A 17,217-nucleotide genomic window follows, 5' to 3' on the forward strand; every position below is an offset into this window, starting at 1 on the left:
GCAAGCCGGGCCAGGGCAAAAAAAATCCCCCATCTGCACGATGGGGGATTTTTTTGTCTTGCGCGCCGGAGCTTACTTCGCCGGCGCCGCCTTGCTGGCAGCGGAGAAGTCTTCCGCGATGCTGAAGAACGTGTTCAGCATGATCTGCAGGTTTTCCTTGCCGATGCCGCCTTCCGCGTTCATGTCCATCTGCAGCACGGCCCGGTTCTTGTCGTCCAGGTAGATGCGCGTCCAGCGGTATTCCTGGTTCCAGGCGTTGATGGTCTTGAGCGAGACCGGCTTCTTGCTGCTGTAGGTCGCGGTCACCACCAGGTCCAGGCACTTTTCGGTGAAGTCGTTGCACAGGAACTCGGCGCGCAGGTCGCTGGCGCCGGTGTTGCCCGGATCCAGCACCAGCACGGGGCCTTCGTCGCCGTCCTGCTTGCGCGGGCTGTACGACATGTCTTCCAGCATGGCCGTGACGGTGTCCACGTCGAAGTCCTGCATCACGCCGGCCGCGGATGCCGTCGTCGCGTCGGGGGCGGCGCTCAGCTCCATGCCTTCCTCGGGCTCGCCTTCCTCGTCCATGTCGTCGTGCATGCCGCCCGCGCTCAGCAGGCCCGCGAACAGTTCTTCCGCGGGAATCTTCTGGCCGTTCAGGTCGCCCATGCCGTCGGCGAAATGGAACTTGCCGACGATGTTGTCGCCGTCGTTCTTGCCGACGTTGAACATTTCAGCCATGCCGGACATCGAACGCATTTGCTCGTCGGCTTGCTGGCCCGCCTTCTCGGCGTCCAGGCCTTCCTTCTTGACGGCGTACTGCACGATCAGGTCGCGCACCATGGGTTTGGAGATGACCAGGGTGGCGTCGATCTGCTTGATGGCCTTGACCAGGATTTCCTGCGGCGTCAGGTTCTTGACGTCAGGCGGGTTGGCCAGGTCCAGCGCGAAGGTCAGCTTGCTTTCGCCCTTGTCGGTCTTCCAGCTGATCGGGTCGATGCTGAACGACGGGTTGCCGTTGAGCAGCTTGCTGGCGCTTTCCAGCACCACGTCGAACTGCTCGTCCTTCAGGCCTTCGTCGGTGGCGCCCATCATGTATTGGCGCACGATCTGGTTGTAGGTGTCCGACAGCTGCTTGACGGCGGCGCCGTCCAGTTTGGCGAGCTTGATAACGGCCTGGCCGTTGCCCAGCGCCACGTCGTTCAAGGTGATGTTGCCGGTCTGGTAGGTGGCTTCGACGTTGACGTTCTTGTCGTCCTCGCCCAGCTTGACGCCATAGCCCAGGTTGTCCAACGAGACCTTGATGTCATCGTCGGCCCTGCTCACGTCCAGGCGCTTGAGCTTGACGTTGGAGTCGCCGATGGACAGGCCGAACTTGCCCATCTTGCTGTTGACGTCCATGGTCAGGCCGGACAGCGTCAGCTTGACGGGATCATCCGACTTTTCGCCGTCGACCGAGAGCTTTTCCATCAGGGCGTGCGCCGTGACGGCCTGCAGCTTGCGGTCGTAGCTGCCGTTGATCTGCATGCCGCTGAAGTCGAGCTTGTTGCCGTCGTGCGTGACCTGCACCGGGGCGATCTGGGCGGTGGACGTGCCGTAGCCGCCGAAGCTGATGATGCCGTCGGCGCTCAGGGGCGTCACGCCCTTGGTCAGCTCGAACAGTTCCTTGATGTTGTCGGTCTTGGCCAGCTCGACGTGGGTGAACGCCAGCTTGGGCGCGATGGCGCCGCGCGCCAGGGCGCTCTTGGGGAAGGGGCCGTGTTCGATGGTGGCGTCGAACTCGACCATGCCCTTGGGCGGCTCGTCGGCGCTCTTGTCGCTCTTGACCAGCGACAGGCCATAGCGAGCCTGGGTCGAGAACAGGCCGCGTTCGTACTTCAGCTGATCGATGCGCAGGCCGAATACGGGCGTGATCTTGGCCAGTTTTTCGTTGGCTTCCGCCAGGTGGCGCTGCGAGCTTTCCTCGATGCGCTTGCCGGTGTACCACGTGGCCCCGACCCAGCTTCCCGCTCCCACTATGACCACGCCCAGGGTGATCGCTACGCTCTTTTTCATCGTTCTGCTTGTATCGTTGATTATCGAGTCATACCCGGTGAACCGCGGCTGCTTTTGGCCGCCGGACGCTTGTTGCTGGCGTCCGCCATCGGAATACGCGTATTCATCGGCTTGTAAGGCCCGCGGCGAGTATACCGAGGCCCATGGTCATGTGACCGCGCTCCCAGTTACAGAAGATTTCAAAATGAAAGCCGGCGCGCAGGCGCCGGCTTTTTCGTCTGGCTGAAGACGCGCAGGATTATTACATCGGGTCCAGCGGATAGATCGGGCGGCGCACGTGCTTGAACTCAAGCTGGCCGTAGTCCGAGGTGGTGACGCCCACGCCCGTGCATTCGATGACCTGGGTCGCCATGTCGGAGAAGCCCGCGCGCCAGTGCACCCGGCTCTTGAGCACGACATAGCGCTTTTGCAGCGGATCGATGCCGGCCGACAGCAGGCAATTGATGTCGAAGGGCTCCTGGTGGCGCGACACCACCACGATCTCGACGCGGCCCGTGTCGATCACGACGGTCAGGCCGGTGTCGTTGCGCACGCCGCGGTACATGGGGCCGCGGTTCAGGTAGACGCCGTCGAACACCAGTTTGACGCGGCCGGTGACTTCCAGCGGCTCGCTGGGCTCCTTGATGGCGGGCATGGCCATCTTGCCGCCGAGCTTGAGCGTGATGGTCTGGCCCACGCCGGCCGCCGCGGCCTGTTGCGCGGCCTGCGGGTCGCAGATCGCGTAGAAGACGACGTTCTCCAGCTCCTGGCGCAGCACTTCGGCCAGGACGGCGGTGGTGTCCATCGTGCCGCCCGAACCGGTGTTGTCGTAGTGGTCCAGCAGTACGACCGGGCCTTGTTCGATGGCCTTGGCGCGCGCGATGGTGGGAGCCAGCGGTTCCGGATGGAACACCCAGTCGGCGCGGCCGGTCCAAGCCCGGTCCAGCAGTTCGTCGCGGTAGCGCTGGGCATCGGCCAGATTGCCGTCGGTACAGACCACGGCGCTCAGGCCGGCTTCGCGGATGTCGGCATGCGGAAAACCGACGAAGACCGAGGCGGCCAGCACGCCTCCGGCTTCCAGTTCCTGGCAGCGCTCCTGTAGCGGCTTGTTGGGCGCCGCATGCGTGCCCTGGCACATGATGTGCGGCAGCATGGGCTTGTTGGCCCAGGACATGACGGGCTTGATTTCGCCCTTCAGGGTGCGCGCGATGACGTTGGCGGCGCGCAGGCCCGCTGCACGGATGTCCACGTGCGGATAGGTATGGAAGCCGCTGATGACCGTCGCATGCTTGACGATGTCATCGTAGATGTTGGCATGCATGTCCAGAGTCACGGCCACGGGCGTGTGCGGATCGATCTCGCGCAGGCGGCGCAGCAGGTCGCCCTCGGCGTCTTCCACGCCCTCGGCCACCATGGCGCCGTGCAGGTCCAGCAGGATGGCGTCGTAGCCGCCGCGCTTGACCTCGTCCAGCACCAGCTTGCACAGCTGTTCATGCGTTTCGGCGCTGGCGGGTCCGCTGGGCCAGGATTCGGCCGCCACGGGCACCACCATCTCGGCGCCTTCGCGGCGCGCGACTTCGATGTAGCCGCCCAGGCCGCTGTCGGTGTTCTCGTAGGCCTTGATGGCGCGTTCGCCGGCCAGCACTTCGGGATTGCCGCGGAAGAAGCGTTCGAGCGGGGTGGGCACAGGCGAAAACGTGTTCGTCTCGTGCTTGATCATTGCCAAAAGCCAACGCATGGGAATTCCTGTGGGTTTGCTGTGGAGGAGATGTCAGGCCGCCTTGGGAGGCTGGGGCCAGGGATGCTGTTCGGGCCGCATGGTTTCCCAGGCGCGCGCCATCCGCAGCACGCCCAGGTCATCGAAGCGCGGGCCGGCGATCTGCAGGCCGATGGGCAGGCCCGTCTTGGTGTAGCCGCAATTGACGGACGCCGCCGGCTGTTCGCTCATGTTGTAGGGCAGCGTGAAGCCGATGTGGTGCATCGTGGTCGCCACTTCGTTGGTGGGCGAGGGCCATTCGGCGTTGTAGGCGACCACCGGAGCCACGGGCGAAATCACGTAGTCAAAGGGCGCGCAGGCCGCCACGGTCCGGGCGCGCACGTTCATGGTCTCGTAGTAGCTGCGGAACACGGCCTCGCCGGACTGGCCGCCGCCGCTTTCTGCCCAGGTGCGGATGAAGGGCAGGATCTTGTCGCGGCGGGCCTGCGGCAATGCTGCGAGGTCGATGGCCGAACGGGTGCGCCAGAAGCGGTCCACGCCCTCCAGCATGTCCGGCGTCATCCAGGGCTGCATGGGCGTCACGATGGCGCCGGCGGCCTCGAAGGCGCGGGCCGCGGCCTCGACCGCTGCGCGGATTTCCGGGTCCAGGGGCAGGCCGCAGCCCGCGTCCATCAGCAAGCCGATGCGCAGGCCGCGCAGGTCGCGCTCCAGGTCCAGCCAGTCGAAGTCCTGGTACGGCAGGCTCATGTGGTCGCGCGCGTCCGGCTGCGACAGCACGCCCATCATGAGCGCGGAATCGGCGACGGTGCGCGTCATGGGGCCGGCGCAGCGGCCCATGAACGGAGGATCGATGGGAACGCGTCCCAGGCTGGGCTTGAGCGTGGAGATGCCGCACCAGGCCGCCGGCAGGCGCACGGAGCCGCCGATGTCGGTGCCGATGTGCAGCGGGCCGTAGCCGGCCGCCGCGGCTGCGCCCGCGCCGGCGCTGGAACCGCCCGGATTCTTGGACAGGTCCCAGGGATTGCGCGTCAGTTCGTGGAAGCTGGACAGCCCCGAGGACAGCATGCCGAAGTCGGGCATGGTGGTCTTGCCCAGCAGCACGGCGCCGGCCTCGCGCATGCGGGCGGCCGGTGGCGCATCGGCGGCGGCAGGCGTCAGCTCGGTGGCGGCGGTGCCCAGCGGCACGGGAACGCCGCGCGTGGCGATGTTTTCCTTGATGGTGGCGGGCACGCCATCCAGCGTGTGGCCGCCGGCCGCGAGCGGTTCGCCTTTCATCCAGCGGGCTTCGGAAGCGCGGGCCATGGCCAGCGCGCCCTCCGGATCCAGCGCGTAGGTAGCCTTTAGCTGCGGTTCCCAGCGCGCGATGTGTTCCAGCACCGAGCGGGTGACTTCGACGGGCGAGAGCGACTTCTCGCGGTAGGCCTGGAGCATCTCCACGGCGGACAGTTCATGCGGTTGCGGCATTGCGGTTCCAGTGTGTGTACAGGCCCCGGGCGCGTCAGGGCGCGGCGGCGTGGCCCAGGCCGGCCGCGACGGGCCGGAAGTTGCGGAAGTCCCAGTCGCGGCCGGGCGCGGCGTCGATCAGGGCGCGCGTGTATTCGTGGCGCGGCTCGGTCAGCACGGTTTCGGCGGAGCCGGTCTCGACGACCTTGCCCCGTTGCATCACCATGATGGTGTCGCAGATCTGCGCGGCCACGCGCAGGTCGTGGGTGATGAACAGCACGCCCACGCCGGTGCGCTGGCGCACCTGTTCCAGCAGTTCCAGCACCTGCGCCTGCACCGACACGTCCAGCGCCGAGACGGCCTCGTCGGCCACCAGCACTTCCGGGTCCATGACCAGGGCGCGCGCGATGCAGATGCGCTGGCGCTGGCCGCCGGAGAACTGGTGCGGGTAGCGGTTCATCGCGTCAGGGCTCAGGCCCACGACGCTGAGGGTTTCGCCGGCGCGCTTCAAGGCCTGCTCGCGGGCCACGCCGAAATTCAGCAGGCCCTCGATGATGGATTCGCCGACGGTGCGGCGCGGGTTCAACGACCGGTACGGGTCCTGGAACACGATCTGGATGCGGCGCCGCACGGGGCGCAGGGCGCCGCCGGACAGGGTGCTGAGATCTTCGCCGCCCATCATCATGTGGCCGGCGGTGGGTTCGATCAGGCGCACGATGCAGCGCGCCACGGTGGACTTGCCGGACCCGGATTCGCCCACGATGCCCAGGATCTCGCCCTTGCGCAGGGTCAGGTTCACGTCCGCGGCGGCGATCACGCTATGCCCCGCCTGGCGCGAGAACAGCGAGCCCTTGGTGCCGTAGGTGCGGCCCAGACCCTTGACGTGCAGCACCGGCAGGCCGGCGGGCGGCTCGCGCCGCGTGGGCACCAGGCTGGGCACGGACGACACCAGGCGGCGGGTATAGGACTGCTTGGGTTCGGCCAGGATCTCGTTGCGGGTGCCGCTTTCTATCAGGTCGCCGCGGTTCATGACGACGATGCGGTCGGAGATCTCGGCCACCACGCCGAAGTCGTGCGTGATGAACAGCACCGCGGTCTGGTGCTTGACCTGCAGTTCCTTGATCAGCGCCAGGATCTGCTTTTGCGTGGTGACGTCCAGCGCCGTGGTCGGCTCGTCCGCGATCAGCAGCTTGGGCTCCAGGATGAGCGCCATGGCGATGACGATGCGCTGGCGTTGGCCGCCCGACAGCTGGTGCGGGTAGGCCTCGAAGATGCGCTCGACGTCCGGCAGGTGTACCGAGCGGAACATGTCCAGCACCTTGGCGCGGCGTTCCGCGGCCGACATCTGCTTGCGGTGCAGGCGCAGCACTTCGTCGACCTGCTTGCCCACGGTGTGCACCGGGTTCAGCGCGGTCATGGGTTCCTGGAACACCATGGCCATGCGGGTCGCGCGCATTTCGCGCAGGCGGCGCTGCGTGGCGGTGACCACGTCTTCGCCTTCCACGCGGATCGAGCCGGCGCTCACGCCCAGCACGCCGGGCGGCAGCAGGCCCATCACGGCCAGTGACGTGACTGACTTGCCCGAGCCAGATTCGCCGACCACGCATACGGTTTCGCCCGCGTGCACGTCCAGGCTCAGGTTGCGCACGACGCGGTTGCCCGCGCCGGCGACTTCGACCGAGAGGTTGCGGATGGCCAGGATGGCGGACGAGGTGTCGCCCGCGGGGGGAATGGGAGAGTAGGTCATCGGCATCAGATCCTGCGCACCATTTTCGGGTCCAGCGCATCGCGCAGGGCGTCTCCCAGGATGTTCACGCTGAGCACCGTCAGCGACAGGAACAGGCCGGGAAAGAGGATCAGCCCGGGCAGCATGCGGAAATACATGCGGCCTTCGGACATGATGTTGCCCCAGGAGGCGATCTCGGGCGGGATGCCCGCGCCCAGGAAGCTGAGAATGGCTTCGGTGAGCATGGCGGAAGCGAACACGTACGTGCCTTGCACCGTCAGCGGCGCGATGGTGCTGGGCACCATGTGGCGCCACAGCAGCAGCGGCAGCGGCGTGCCCAGGGCCAGCGCGGCCTCGACATAGGGTTCGCCGCGCACGGTCAGGATCTGCCCGCGCACCAGCCGCACCACGCGCGGGATTTCCGGGATGGTGATGGCCACCAGCACGGTGGTGATGCTGGCGCCGGTGACAGACACCAGGGCGATCGCCAGCAGGATGCCGGGGATGGCCATGATGGCGTCCATGGTGCGCATGATCAGCCCGTCCAGCGAACGGAACCAGCCGGCGATCACGCCGATGACCAGGCCGATGGTGACGCTGACGAGCGCCGCGCCCAGGCCGGCGATCAGCGAGACGCGCGCGCCGTAGGCCACGCGCGACCAGACGTCGCGGCCGAAGGCATCGGTGCCGAACAGATAGTCGGAAAAGGGCGGCTTGAGGCGCGCGCCCGGGTTGATCAGGGTGGGGTCGACGGTGCCCAGCAGCGGCGCGAACAGCGCGATGGCGACGACCGCCACCAGCACGATCAGCGCCACCATCACGGGCCAGCTCTTGAGCCCCTGGCGGATCTGCCGCCAGGCGGTAGCCTGGGGCGTGCCGCCTCCGGGGAGATCGGCCGCTTGCGCGGCGTCGGTTGGCGTTTGCATGGTGTTAGTACCTGATCCGAGGGTCGAACACCGTGTAGGCGCAATCGACAACAAGATTGATGAACACGTAGACGAACGCGAAGAAGAGCGTCAGGCCCTGGATCACCGGGTAGTCGCGCGCGAGCACGGCTTCCACCACCAGCCGGCCCAGGCCGGGGATGTTGAATACCGATTCGGTCACGACCACGCCGCTGATCAGCAGCGCGATGCCCAGGCCCACCACCGTGGCGATGGGCACGGCGGCGTTGCGCAGGGCATGGCCCAGCAGCACGCCGGTTTCGCCCAGACCCTTGGAGCGGGCCGTGCGGATGAAGTCCTCGCCCATGACCTCGATGACGCTGGTGCGCGTGATGCGCGCGATCAGCGCCACGTAGACCGTGGACAAGGCCAGCGACGGCAGGATGAGGCGGTGCAGATAGGGCCAGAAACCCTTGTCCAGCGGCGCATAGCCTTGCACGTTGAACCAGCCCAGCTTGATGGCGAAGAGCCAGATCAGCAGGTAGCCCGTGACGAATACCGGCACCGAGAATCCCAGCACCGAGAAGCCCATCACGGCGCGGTCTAGCAGCTTGCCCTGGCGCCAGGCGGCGAGCACGCCCAGCGGAATGGCGACGATCAGGGTGAAGACCAGGGTCAGCACCGCCAGGCTGAGCGAAGGTTCGAGGCGCTGCCCGATGAGCTTGGTGACCGGCACGCCCGACATGAGCGAGGTGCCCAGGTCGCCTTGCAGCAGCTTGCCGCCCCAGATGAAGAACTGCTTGATGACCGGCTGGTCCAGGCCCATCGTCTGGCGTATCTGGACGATACGTTCGGGCGTGGCGCCATCGCCCGCCATGATGATGGCCGGATCTCCCGGGCTGAAACGCAATATCGCGAAGACCACCACCGCGACCATCACCAGAACGGGGATGGTCGCGAGGAGCCGGCGTGAGACAAATGCCAGCATGTGTTTCCCCCTAACTACTGCCCGTCAAGGGGCTTTCTTTACATTCCAGAACGCGAAGACAGGCGCGTGCACCAGGCCGGACAGCTTGGTCGAATAGACGGTGGGCACGGACATCTGGCCCAGCGGCACGTACAGGCCTTCATCGATGCCGATGCGCTGCACTTCGTCGGCGATCTTCTTTTGTTCCGCGGGATCGGAGGTCAGCGCCATCTTGGTGCGCAGTTCCTCGATCTGCGGGAAGTCAGGCCAGCCGAACCAGGCGTTGTCGCCGTTGGCGGCAGCGGGCGCGGAGCGGACCGGATCCATCACGTCGGTGGCGTACCAGTTGGTGTTGTGGATGTTCCAGCCGCCTTCCGCGGGCGCGGCCTTGGAGGCGCGGCGGGTGGCCACGCTCTGCCAGTCCATCGCGGCCAGGTTGACGTTGAAGCCTGCCTTGCGCAGCGCCTGGGCCATCACCACCGGCTGGGCGGACAAGGTGCCGACGTCGGTCGCGTGCATGACCAGGATGGGCGTGTTGTCGTAGCCCGCTTCCTTCAGGAGGGCCTTGGCCTTCTCGATGTTGGACGGAACGACCATGTCCTTGCCGATGTCGCTTTCGAACGGCGTGCCGCAGCCCCACAGCGACGCGCAGGTCTGCCAGTACTTCGGATTGCCGACCAGCGCCTTCATCACGTCTTCCTGGCCAATGGCGTACATCGCGGCCTGGCGGATCTTCTTGTTGTTGAAGGGCGGGTACTTGAAGTTGAAGCGGTACATCGTGAAGTAGCCGACCGGGCTGAGGGTCTCTTCCTTCAGGTCCTTGTTGCCTTCGATCATCGGCAGCAGGTCGTACGGGAACTGCTCGACGAAGTCGATTTCGCCACCCAGCAGCGCGTTGGCGGTGGTCAGGGCGTCGGGCATGACGTCCCATTCGACCTTGTCCACGTTCACGACCTTGCCGCCAGCCAGGGCGCTGGCGGGTTCCTTGCGCGGCACGTAGTCGGTGTTCTTGGCGTAGACCGTCTTTACGCCGGGCTTGAATTCGATGACCTTGAACGGACCCGAGCCGGTCATGTCGGTGATGGGCTGGCCGATGGCCTGTTCGGCGATGCGCTTGGGCATCATGAACGGCGCGGTGCCGGTGGGCTTGGACAGGGCGCGCAGCGCCAGGTCCGTGGGTTCCTTCATGACGATGCGGAAGTTCTTGTCGTCGATGACTTCGATCTTGTCGGTGAACTTCAGCAGCGTGCGGCCCATGCCGTCGCCAGCGGCCCAGCGCTTGATCGAGGCGACGCAATCCTCGGAAGTCACGGGCTTGCCGTCATGCCATTTCTGGCCGTCGCGCAGGGTCATGGTGTAGGTCTTGCCGTCGGGCGAGACTTCCCATTTTTCGAGCATCTGCGGCTGGATCTTGTTGTTGGCGTCGGTGGCCAGCAGGGTGTCGTAGATCATGTAGCCGTGCCACGTCGTGATGTACGCGGTGGTGGCATGCGGATCGGTCAGGCGCAGAGGCGAGTGCATCACCGATTTGATGACGGTCTCGGCGTAGGCGCCGTGAGCCATCATGAGGGTGGCGCCGGCCAGCGCGGCCGCTCGGACGTACTTCAGCATGAATGTTCCCCTTGATGCGTAATGAGCGGCGCCATCGCGCCGCTGCGTCGGTAACCCGCCGCGCATGGGCGGCGTGCGAGGTTCAGGCGGTAGCCGACCGGCCGGCAAAGACCGGTCCGCAAGGCGCCATTCTGATGCCGGGACGCAACCGTGTCCATGGTTGTTTTGCCGCATCCATCAGCATGGAACCCGGGGCCGCGCAAACCAGGATCGTTTGCGCGATATCGGTGAAATCCGCGCGAAAGTGCGCCGAACTCTTTACCACCAGGATTGCGGCGCGGCGCGGCTCCACGCCGGCGAAACGGAACATTTCCTGGTCGGCCATCTGCACCTTGTTGGACGCCACGATGATGCGCACGCCGCCCACGCGCAGGCAGGCGCTGGGACCCAGGTCCATGTGGAAGCCGCGATAGAACGCGCCATGCGTATCGAAGCGGCCATCTGAGGTTTTCTCGACGGTGAATTCCATGTCCAGCGGCTCGTCGTCGGGAATACCCGAGTGTCCACCCAATGCAATCCGTACCTTGTTTCCAGCGCCCGCGCGATGGGCCGCCAGCGCGGCCGCGGGATCGACGATCAGGCCGATGGCGGTGTCGCGGGCATCGTGTCGGATCAGCGCGCGCAGTACGCCCGTGGTGTCCGAGCTGCCGCCCGCGCCGGGGTTGTCCTGCGCATCGGCGATGACCACCGGCTTGTGCGCGTCGCGCGCCAGGCGCATGGCTTCCTGCACGGCCTCGTCGGGCGTGTAGAGCCTGCCGCCGAAATCGCGCTCCGCGTCGAGCACGGCGCGCGTCATGGCATCGGCCGCGGCGTCGGCTTCGGCCTGCGTTGCGCCGTAGGCCCACACCGTGGGCGCGCATTCGGGGAAGTCGGCTGCGGGAAAACCCGTGGCGAATGACAGGCTGAGCGCGCCGCGCTTCTCAATGTCATCCACCCGCTGATACAGGCTGCGCCCGGGCTCGATGTCGGTGGACTGCCAGCACAGCGAGATCAGGTAGGGCAGGGCGCGCAGGGCCGCATGGGGCCGCGGCGCGCCGGCCAGCCGGGCCGACAGCAGGCCGGCTGCGCGTTGGCCGGTTTCGGCCATGTCGATGTGGGGATAAGTGCGGTAGCAGACCAGCGCGTCCGCGTGCTGCACCATGGCGCGGGTCACGTTGGCGTGCAGGTCCAGGCTGGCGACGACGGGCACGTCCGGCCCCACCAGCTCGCGCACGCGCCGCAGCAGCTCGCCTTCGCCGTCGTCCAGGTGCTCGGTGACCATGGCGCCGTGCAGGTCCAGGTATACGCCGTCCAGCGGCAGCGCCAGCGACAGGCCCTGCAGGATCATGGCGCTGATGCGTTCAAACGCATCCTTGGTGACCGGCCCCGAGGGACTGGCCGCGGCCCAGGTGGTGGGCAGCAGCGTGTGCCGCCCCATGGCTTCGATAAAGCCCGCCACCGGTATGTTGGCGCCCGCCACCGCCTGGAACATCGCGGGCCCGCTGACCAGCTTGGGCCAGCCGCCGCCCTTCTCGGCAAAGTCTTCCCACGCCGCGCGCGAAGGCGCGAACGTATTGGTTTCATGCTGAAAGCCGCCTATCCCGATGCGCATCAGGATTCCCCTTGTCGTTTTTGATGTCAGGAAGGCGCGGGCCAAGCCGCGCCCAAGTCAGTTCTAAAGTGGCGCCAGGGCACCACCAGTCACGCATAAAACAGGCACAACGAAAACAGGCACAACGCCGCAATCAGGCAAAACGTTCCCCAAGCGGGGTCGCGCGGATCCGGCTCCGCCGGTCCGCAGCGACGCCCCCCTGGGGGGGAAGCGCGCAGCGCTTCGGGGGGGGGACCCTCACTTAGCTACAGGCATGGTGAATTCCGCGCCCTTGGCGATGCTGTCGGGCCAGCGCTGCATCACGCTCTTGTAGCGTGAATAGAAGCGGATGCCTTCTTCGCCGTAGGCGTGGTGGTCGCCGAACAGCGAACGCTTCCAGCCGCCGAAGGAGTGCCAGGCCATGGGCACGGGGATCGGCACGTTGATGCCGACCATGCCCACCTTGATCTGGCGGGCGAAGGCGCGCGCCACGCCGCCGTCGGACGTGAAGCAGGCCACGCCGTTGCCGAACTCATGGGCGTTGATCAGTTCCACGGCGGAGGCGAAGTCCGGCACGCGCACGACGCACAGCACCGGGCCGAAGATCTCTTCGCGGTAGATGTTCATCGCGGGCTTGACGTGGTCGAACAGCGTGCCGCCCAGGAAGAAGCCCTTTTCATTGCCCGGCACCTTCAGGCCGCGGCCGTCGACCACCAGCGTGGCGCCGGAGGCGATGCCGTCCTCGATGTAGCCCACGACCTTGCCGCGATGCTGCGAAGTGACCAGAGGGCCCATTTCCGCATCGCCCTGCATGCCGTCCTTGACCACCAGCGCCTTCACGCGCGGGGTCAGGCGCTCGACCACCTTGTCGGCCACGTCGCCCACCGCCACGGCCACCGAAATCGCCATGCAGCGCTCGCCGGCGGAACCGTAGGCCGCGCCCATCAGCGCATCGGTGACCTGATCCAGGTCGGCGTCGGGCATGACCACCATGTGGTTCTTGGCGCCGCCCAGCGCCTGCACGCGCTTGCCGCGGCGGGTGCCTTCGGCATAGATGTATTCGGCGATGGGCGTCGAGCCGACGAAGGACAGGGCTTCGATGTCCGGATGCGCGATCAGCGCGTCCACCGCCTGCTTGTCGCCGTGGACGACGTTGAACACCCCCTCGGGCAGGCCGGCTTCGGCCAGCAGCTCGGCCAGGCGCACGGAGGCCGACGGGTCGCGCTCGGAAGGCTTGAGCACGAAGGTGTTGCCGCAGGCGATGGCCACCGGGAACATCCAGCACGGCACCATCATGGGAAAGTTGAACGGCGTGATGCCGGCCACCACGCCCAGGGCCTGGCGCATGCTCCAGTTGTCGATGCCGCCGCCGATCTGGTCGGAGTACTGGCCCTTCATCAGCTGCGGAATGCCGCAGGCGAATTCCACGATCTCGATGCCGCGCGTGACTTCGCCCTTGGCATCGGAGAAGACCTTGCCGTGTTCGCGGGTAATGAGTTCAGCCAGTTCGTCCTGGTGCTTGTCCAGCAGCGCCTTGAAGTTGAACAGGATGCGCGCGCGCTTGAGGGCCGGGGTTTCAGACCAGGCCGGAAAGGCCGCCTTGGCGGCGGCGACGGCCAGCGCCACTTCGTCGTTGGACGCCAGCGGAATCGAGGAGGTGACTTCGCCGGTGGCGGGATTGAAGCCGTCGGCGTAGCGGTTGCTGCGGCCGTCGTAGTGCTGGCCGTTGATGAAATGCGGGATCTTCTTCATGAGGACGCTCGAATCTGGGACTTGCTGAAATGCAGGAGGGCGGCCTGGGGCCGCCCGGAGAAAGAGCCGCCCCTCGCGGGGCGGCGCGCCGTTATGCGACTTCCTTCAGGACGCGGCCGATCTGTTCGAAGATCTGGCCGATCTGGGCTTCTTCGATGATCAGCGGGGGCGAGATCGCGATGATGTCGCCGGTGTAGCGCACCATCAGGCCGCTGTCGAAGCACTTCTGGAAGACTTCGGCGGCGCGGGCGCCGGGCGCCCCTGCGCGCGGCGCCAGCTCGATGCCGCAGACCAGGCCCAGGTTGCGCACGTCGATGACGTGCGGCGCGCCCTTCAGGCCGTGGGCGGCTTCCTGGAAGGCGCCGGACAGCTTGCGGGCGCGGCCGAACAGGTCGTCGCGGCGGTAGATGTCCAGGGTCGCCAGAATGGCGGCGGCGGCCAGCGGGTGCGCCGAATAGGTATAGCCGTGGAAGAACTCGATGCCGCCGGCGGGGCCGTTGACGATGGCGTCATGCACCTCGCGCTTGACCGCGACCGCGCCCGCGGGCACGGCGGCGTTGCTGACGCCCTTGGCCATCGCGATGATGTCCGGCGTGACGCCGAAGAACTCGGACGCGGTGGCGGCGCCCAGGCGGCCGTAGGCGGTGATGACTTCGTCGAAAATCAGCAGGATGCCGTGCTTGGAGGTGATCTCGCGCAGCTTTTCCAGATAGCCCTTGGGCGGGATCAGCACGCCGGTCGAGCCCGCCATGGGTTCGACGATGACCGCGGCGATGGTGGACGGATCATGCAGGGCGACGATGCGCTCCAGTTCATCGGCCAGGTGGGCGCCCCAGGCGGGCTGGCCCTTGGAGTAGGCGTTCTGCTCGATGTTGTGCGTGTGCGGCAGATGGTCCACGGCGGGCAGCAGCGCGCCGGAGAAGGTCTTGCGGTTGGTCGAGATGCCGCCCACCGAGATGCCGCCGAAGCCCACGCCGTGGTAGCCGCGCTCGCGGCCGATGAGGCGGGTGCGCTGGCCTTCGCCGCGGGCGCGGTGATAAGCCAGGGCGATCTTCAGGCAGGTGTCGACGGATTCGGAACCCGAGTTCGTGAAGAAGACGCGGTCCAGGCCCTGCGGCATCATGCTGGCGACGGCGGTCGCCGCCTCGAAGGCAAGCGGATGGCCCAGCTGGAAGCCCGGCGCGTAGTCCATGACGCCTGCCTGCTTGGCGATCGCGGCGACGATTTCCTCGCGGCCGTGGCCGGCGTTCACGCACCACAGGCCCGCGGTGCCGTCCAGGATCTGGCGGCCGTCGGTCGAGGTGTAGTACATGCCCTTGGCGGTCGCCAGCATGCGCGGGTGGGCCTTGAACTGCTTGTTGGCAGTGAAGGGCATCCAGAGATGGGACAGGTCGGGCAATTTGTCGGGGGCGTTCATGGCGGCTCCAGGGGACGAACAAGCGCTGGACTTGGGCGACGGTTGTGCAGCCAGCGGGATTGAAATGATTCTGGTGCGTCCTGGGGGGAATGAAAATATACGATCCGCGCAAATGCGGCTAACTGTATAGTTGTGGGCAGCACAACTGTACAGTTATCTTCGTGATCGATTTCCAGCCCAACCGCGCCCGTGGCCGCGGACTGGCGCCGACCCTGGTCGAGCAGCTGGTCGCCGCCATCCTGCGCGCCATCGAGGAACAGACGCTGCGTCCGGGTATGTCCCTACCCTCGGTGCGCGAGTTCGCGCGCCTGTACGAAGTCAGCACCTTCACTGTGGCCAGCGCCTACAGCCGGCTGGTGTCGCAGGGCTGGCTGGCGGCGCGGCCGGGCGCGGGCTACCGGGTCGCTACGCCGGACGCGCCGGCGCGCCCCAGCCAGCCGCCCTCCTGGGAGCCGCCGCGGCTGAACGCCGGCTGGCTGCTGTCGGACATCTTTGCGGACCATTCCATCCCCATCAAATCGGGTTGCGGCTGGCTGCCGGGCGAATGGCTGAACGAAGAAGGGCTGCACATGGCCCTGCGCCACATGGGGCGGGTGCCGGCCATGCGCATCGCCAACTACGGCCATCCCTACGGCTACGCGCCGCTGCGCGAGAGCATCGCGGCCAGCCTCAGCGCGCAGGGCATGGAGGTCGAGGCGTCGCAAGTCCTGCTGACCCAGGGCGTGACCCATGGGCTGGACATGGTGATACGCACCTTGCTGCGGCCCGGAGACACGGTGGTGGTGGAACAGCCCGCCTATGCCAATCTGCTGCAGATGCTGCGCCTGGCCGGGCTGCGCGCGGTGGCCGTGCCGCGCACGCTGGAAGGGCTGGACTGCGATGCGCTGGAGGCCGCGGTGGCGCGGCACCGGCCCAGGGCCCTGTTCGTCAATACGGCCCTGCAGAATCCCTCGGGCGCCAGCATCAGCATGGCCAACGCCTTCCGCATCCTGCAGGCGGCCGAGAAGCACGGCCTGTGGGTGGTGGAAGACGACATCTCGCGCGAGCTCGCGCCTGGCGTGACGCCGATGCTGGCCGCGCTGGACGGGGCGCGGCGGGTGGTCTACCTGGGTGGCTATTCCAAGGTCATCAGCCCGTCGGTGCGGGTGGGCTACGTGGTGGCGCACCGCGATCTCGCCCGCGACATTGCGCGCACCAAGATGGCGGTGGGACTCACTTCGCCGGAGATCATGGAGCGCATCGTCCACCAGGTCATCCGCGAAGGTCGCTACCGTGCCCACATCGCCCGCACCCGCGAGCGTCTGGCGGCGGCGCATGCGACCGTGGCCGAGCAGATGGCGCAGCATGGGTTCGAGATCTATGGGCGGCCGCAGGGCGGCCTGTTCCTGTGGGCCAAGGTGGCGGGCCAATGGCGCGAACGCGGCGCCAACGGCCTGGCGGAATTGGCGCTGAAGGACGGCATCTGGCTGGCGCCAGGCTCCTACTTCGAAGCGGACGAGGCCAACACGCCCTGGGTGCGCTTCAACGTGGCCTATTCAGAGGCGCCGGCGCTCTGGCGCTTCATGCGCAACGCCGGAGCCACGCCCGTTGCCCCGGCTCTTACTGACGCTCGTACGTGACGAAATCGTATTCGTAGCCGTTTTCGGCCGGCTGGGCTTCGCGCGCGGTTTCCTTCCATTGGAAGGCGGGCAGCAGCGGGAAGAAGGCATCGCCTTCGACCTCGGCGTGGACTTCGGTGGCCAGCACGCGCCGGGCCAGGGGCAGGGCGTGCGCGTAGATCTGCGCGCCGCCGATCACGAAGGCCTGGTCGATGGCGCCGCAGGCTTCGATGGCCGCCTGCAGCGACGGCACCACGATGGCGCCCGTGGCTTCGAAGCCGGGGTTGCGGCTGATCACGATATTGCTGCGGCCCGGCAACGGCCGGCCCAGGGATTCCCAGGTCTTGCGGCCCATGATGATGGGATGGCCCAGCGTGCTGCGCTTGAAGTGCGCCAGGTCGCCCGGCAGTTTCCAGGGCAGGGCGTTGTCGCGGCCGATGGCGCGGTTGGTGGAATAGGCGACGATGAGGGTAAGGCTGGCGGACATGCGGATTTGCGACGTTAGGGTTGCGGCCGGTT

General features: G+C 66.9%; 12 protein-coding genes. 1 reads left to right on the top strand and 11 read right to left on the bottom strand.

What is annotated here, in order from left to right; translation table 11 throughout:
- Positions 1 to 72 precede the first annotated feature (72 nt).
- From HWY37_RS03590 to aptA, 10 genes are all read right to left on the bottom strand, one after another.
- Positions 73 to 2,034: a DUF945 family protein gene (locus HWY37_RS03590; protein WP_176087878.1), complete on the bottom strand. Its 1,962-nt coding sequence runs from the start codon at positions 2,032 to 2,034 to the stop codon at positions 73 to 75.
- Between the two features lie 241 nt (positions 2,035 to 2,275).
- Positions 2,276 to 3,751 carry a M81 family metallopeptidase gene (locus tag HWY37_RS03595; protein WP_175207354.1) on the bottom strand — a complete coding sequence of 492 codons (1,476 nt, stop codon included), beginning with the start codon at positions 3,749 to 3,751 and terminating at the stop codon, positions 2,276 to 2,278.
- 33 nt (positions 3,752 to 3,784) lie between these two features.
- Positions 3,785 to 5,194: an amidase gene (locus HWY37_RS03600; protein WP_176087879.1), complete on the bottom strand. Its 1,410-nt coding sequence runs from the start codon at positions 5,192 to 5,194 to the stop codon at positions 3,785 to 3,787.
- A 34-nt stretch (positions 5,195 to 5,228) separates the two neighbouring features.
- Complete coding sequence (locus HWY37_RS03605) at positions 5,229 to 6,920, bottom strand: ABC transporter ATP-binding protein (RefSeq protein WP_175207352.1); 1,692 nt, start codon at positions 6,918 to 6,920, stop codon at positions 5,229 to 5,231.
- Between the two features lie 5 nt (positions 6,921 to 6,925).
- Entirely contained in the window at positions 6,926 to 7,825 is a 900-nt protein-coding gene (locus HWY37_RS03610; RefSeq protein WP_175207351.1) for an ABC transporter permease, read from the bottom strand.
- Between the two features lie 4 nt (positions 7,826 to 7,829).
- Positions 7,830 to 8,771: an ABC transporter permease gene (locus HWY37_RS03615; protein ID WP_175207350.1), complete on the bottom strand. Its 942-nt coding sequence runs from the start codon at positions 8,769 to 8,771 to the stop codon at positions 7,830 to 7,832.
- Between the two features lie 24 nt (positions 8,772 to 8,795).
- Positions 8,796 to 10,361 (bottom strand): ABC transporter substrate-binding protein, encoded by a 1,566-nt coding sequence (locus HWY37_RS03620; protein WP_175207349.1) that lies wholly within the window; start codon positions 10,359 to 10,361, stop codon positions 8,796 to 8,798.
- Between the two features lie 82 nt (positions 10,362 to 10,443).
- A complete protein-coding gene (locus HWY37_RS03625; protein ID WP_175207348.1) occupies positions 10,444 to 11,952 on the bottom strand; it encodes a M81 family metallopeptidase in 1,509 nt (502 codons plus the stop codon).
- Between the two features lie 237 nt (positions 11,953 to 12,189).
- On the bottom strand, positions 12,190 to 13,683 hold the full coding sequence (locus HWY37_RS03630) for a CoA-acylating methylmalonate-semialdehyde dehydrogenase (RefSeq protein ID WP_175207347.1): 1,494 nt from the start codon (positions 13,681 to 13,683) through the stop codon (positions 12,190 to 12,192).
- A 91-nt stretch (positions 13,684 to 13,774) separates the two neighbouring features.
- Entirely contained in the window at positions 13,775 to 15,100 is a 1,326-nt protein-coding gene (aptA, locus tag HWY37_RS03635; RefSeq protein ID WP_175207346.1) for an omega-aminotransferase AptA, read from the bottom strand.
- Positions 15,101 to 15,261: 161 nt separating this feature from the next.
- On the opposite strand from aptA, the gene HWY37_RS03640 reads away from it, so the two are divergent.
- Positions 15,262 to 16,719, top strand: a complete 1,458-nt coding sequence (locus HWY37_RS03640; protein ID WP_176087880.1) for an aminotransferase-like domain-containing protein — start codon at positions 15,262 to 15,264, stop codon at positions 16,717 to 16,719.
- On the opposite strand, the gene HWY37_RS03645 is transcribed toward HWY37_RS03640, so the two are convergent.
- Entirely contained in the window at positions 16,700 to 17,185 is a 486-nt protein-coding gene (locus HWY37_RS03645) for a dihydrofolate reductase (RefSeq protein WP_176087881.1), read from the bottom strand. The genes HWY37_RS03640 and HWY37_RS03645 overlap by 20 nt on opposite strands.
- Positions 17,186 to 17,217: the final 32 nt, after the last annotated feature.

The sequence above is a fragment of the Achromobacter anxifer genome, assembly GCF_903652925.1.
Taxonomy (GTDB): Bacteria; Pseudomonadota; Gammaproteobacteria; order Burkholderiales; family Burkholderiaceae_B; genus Achromobacter; species Achromobacter anxifer.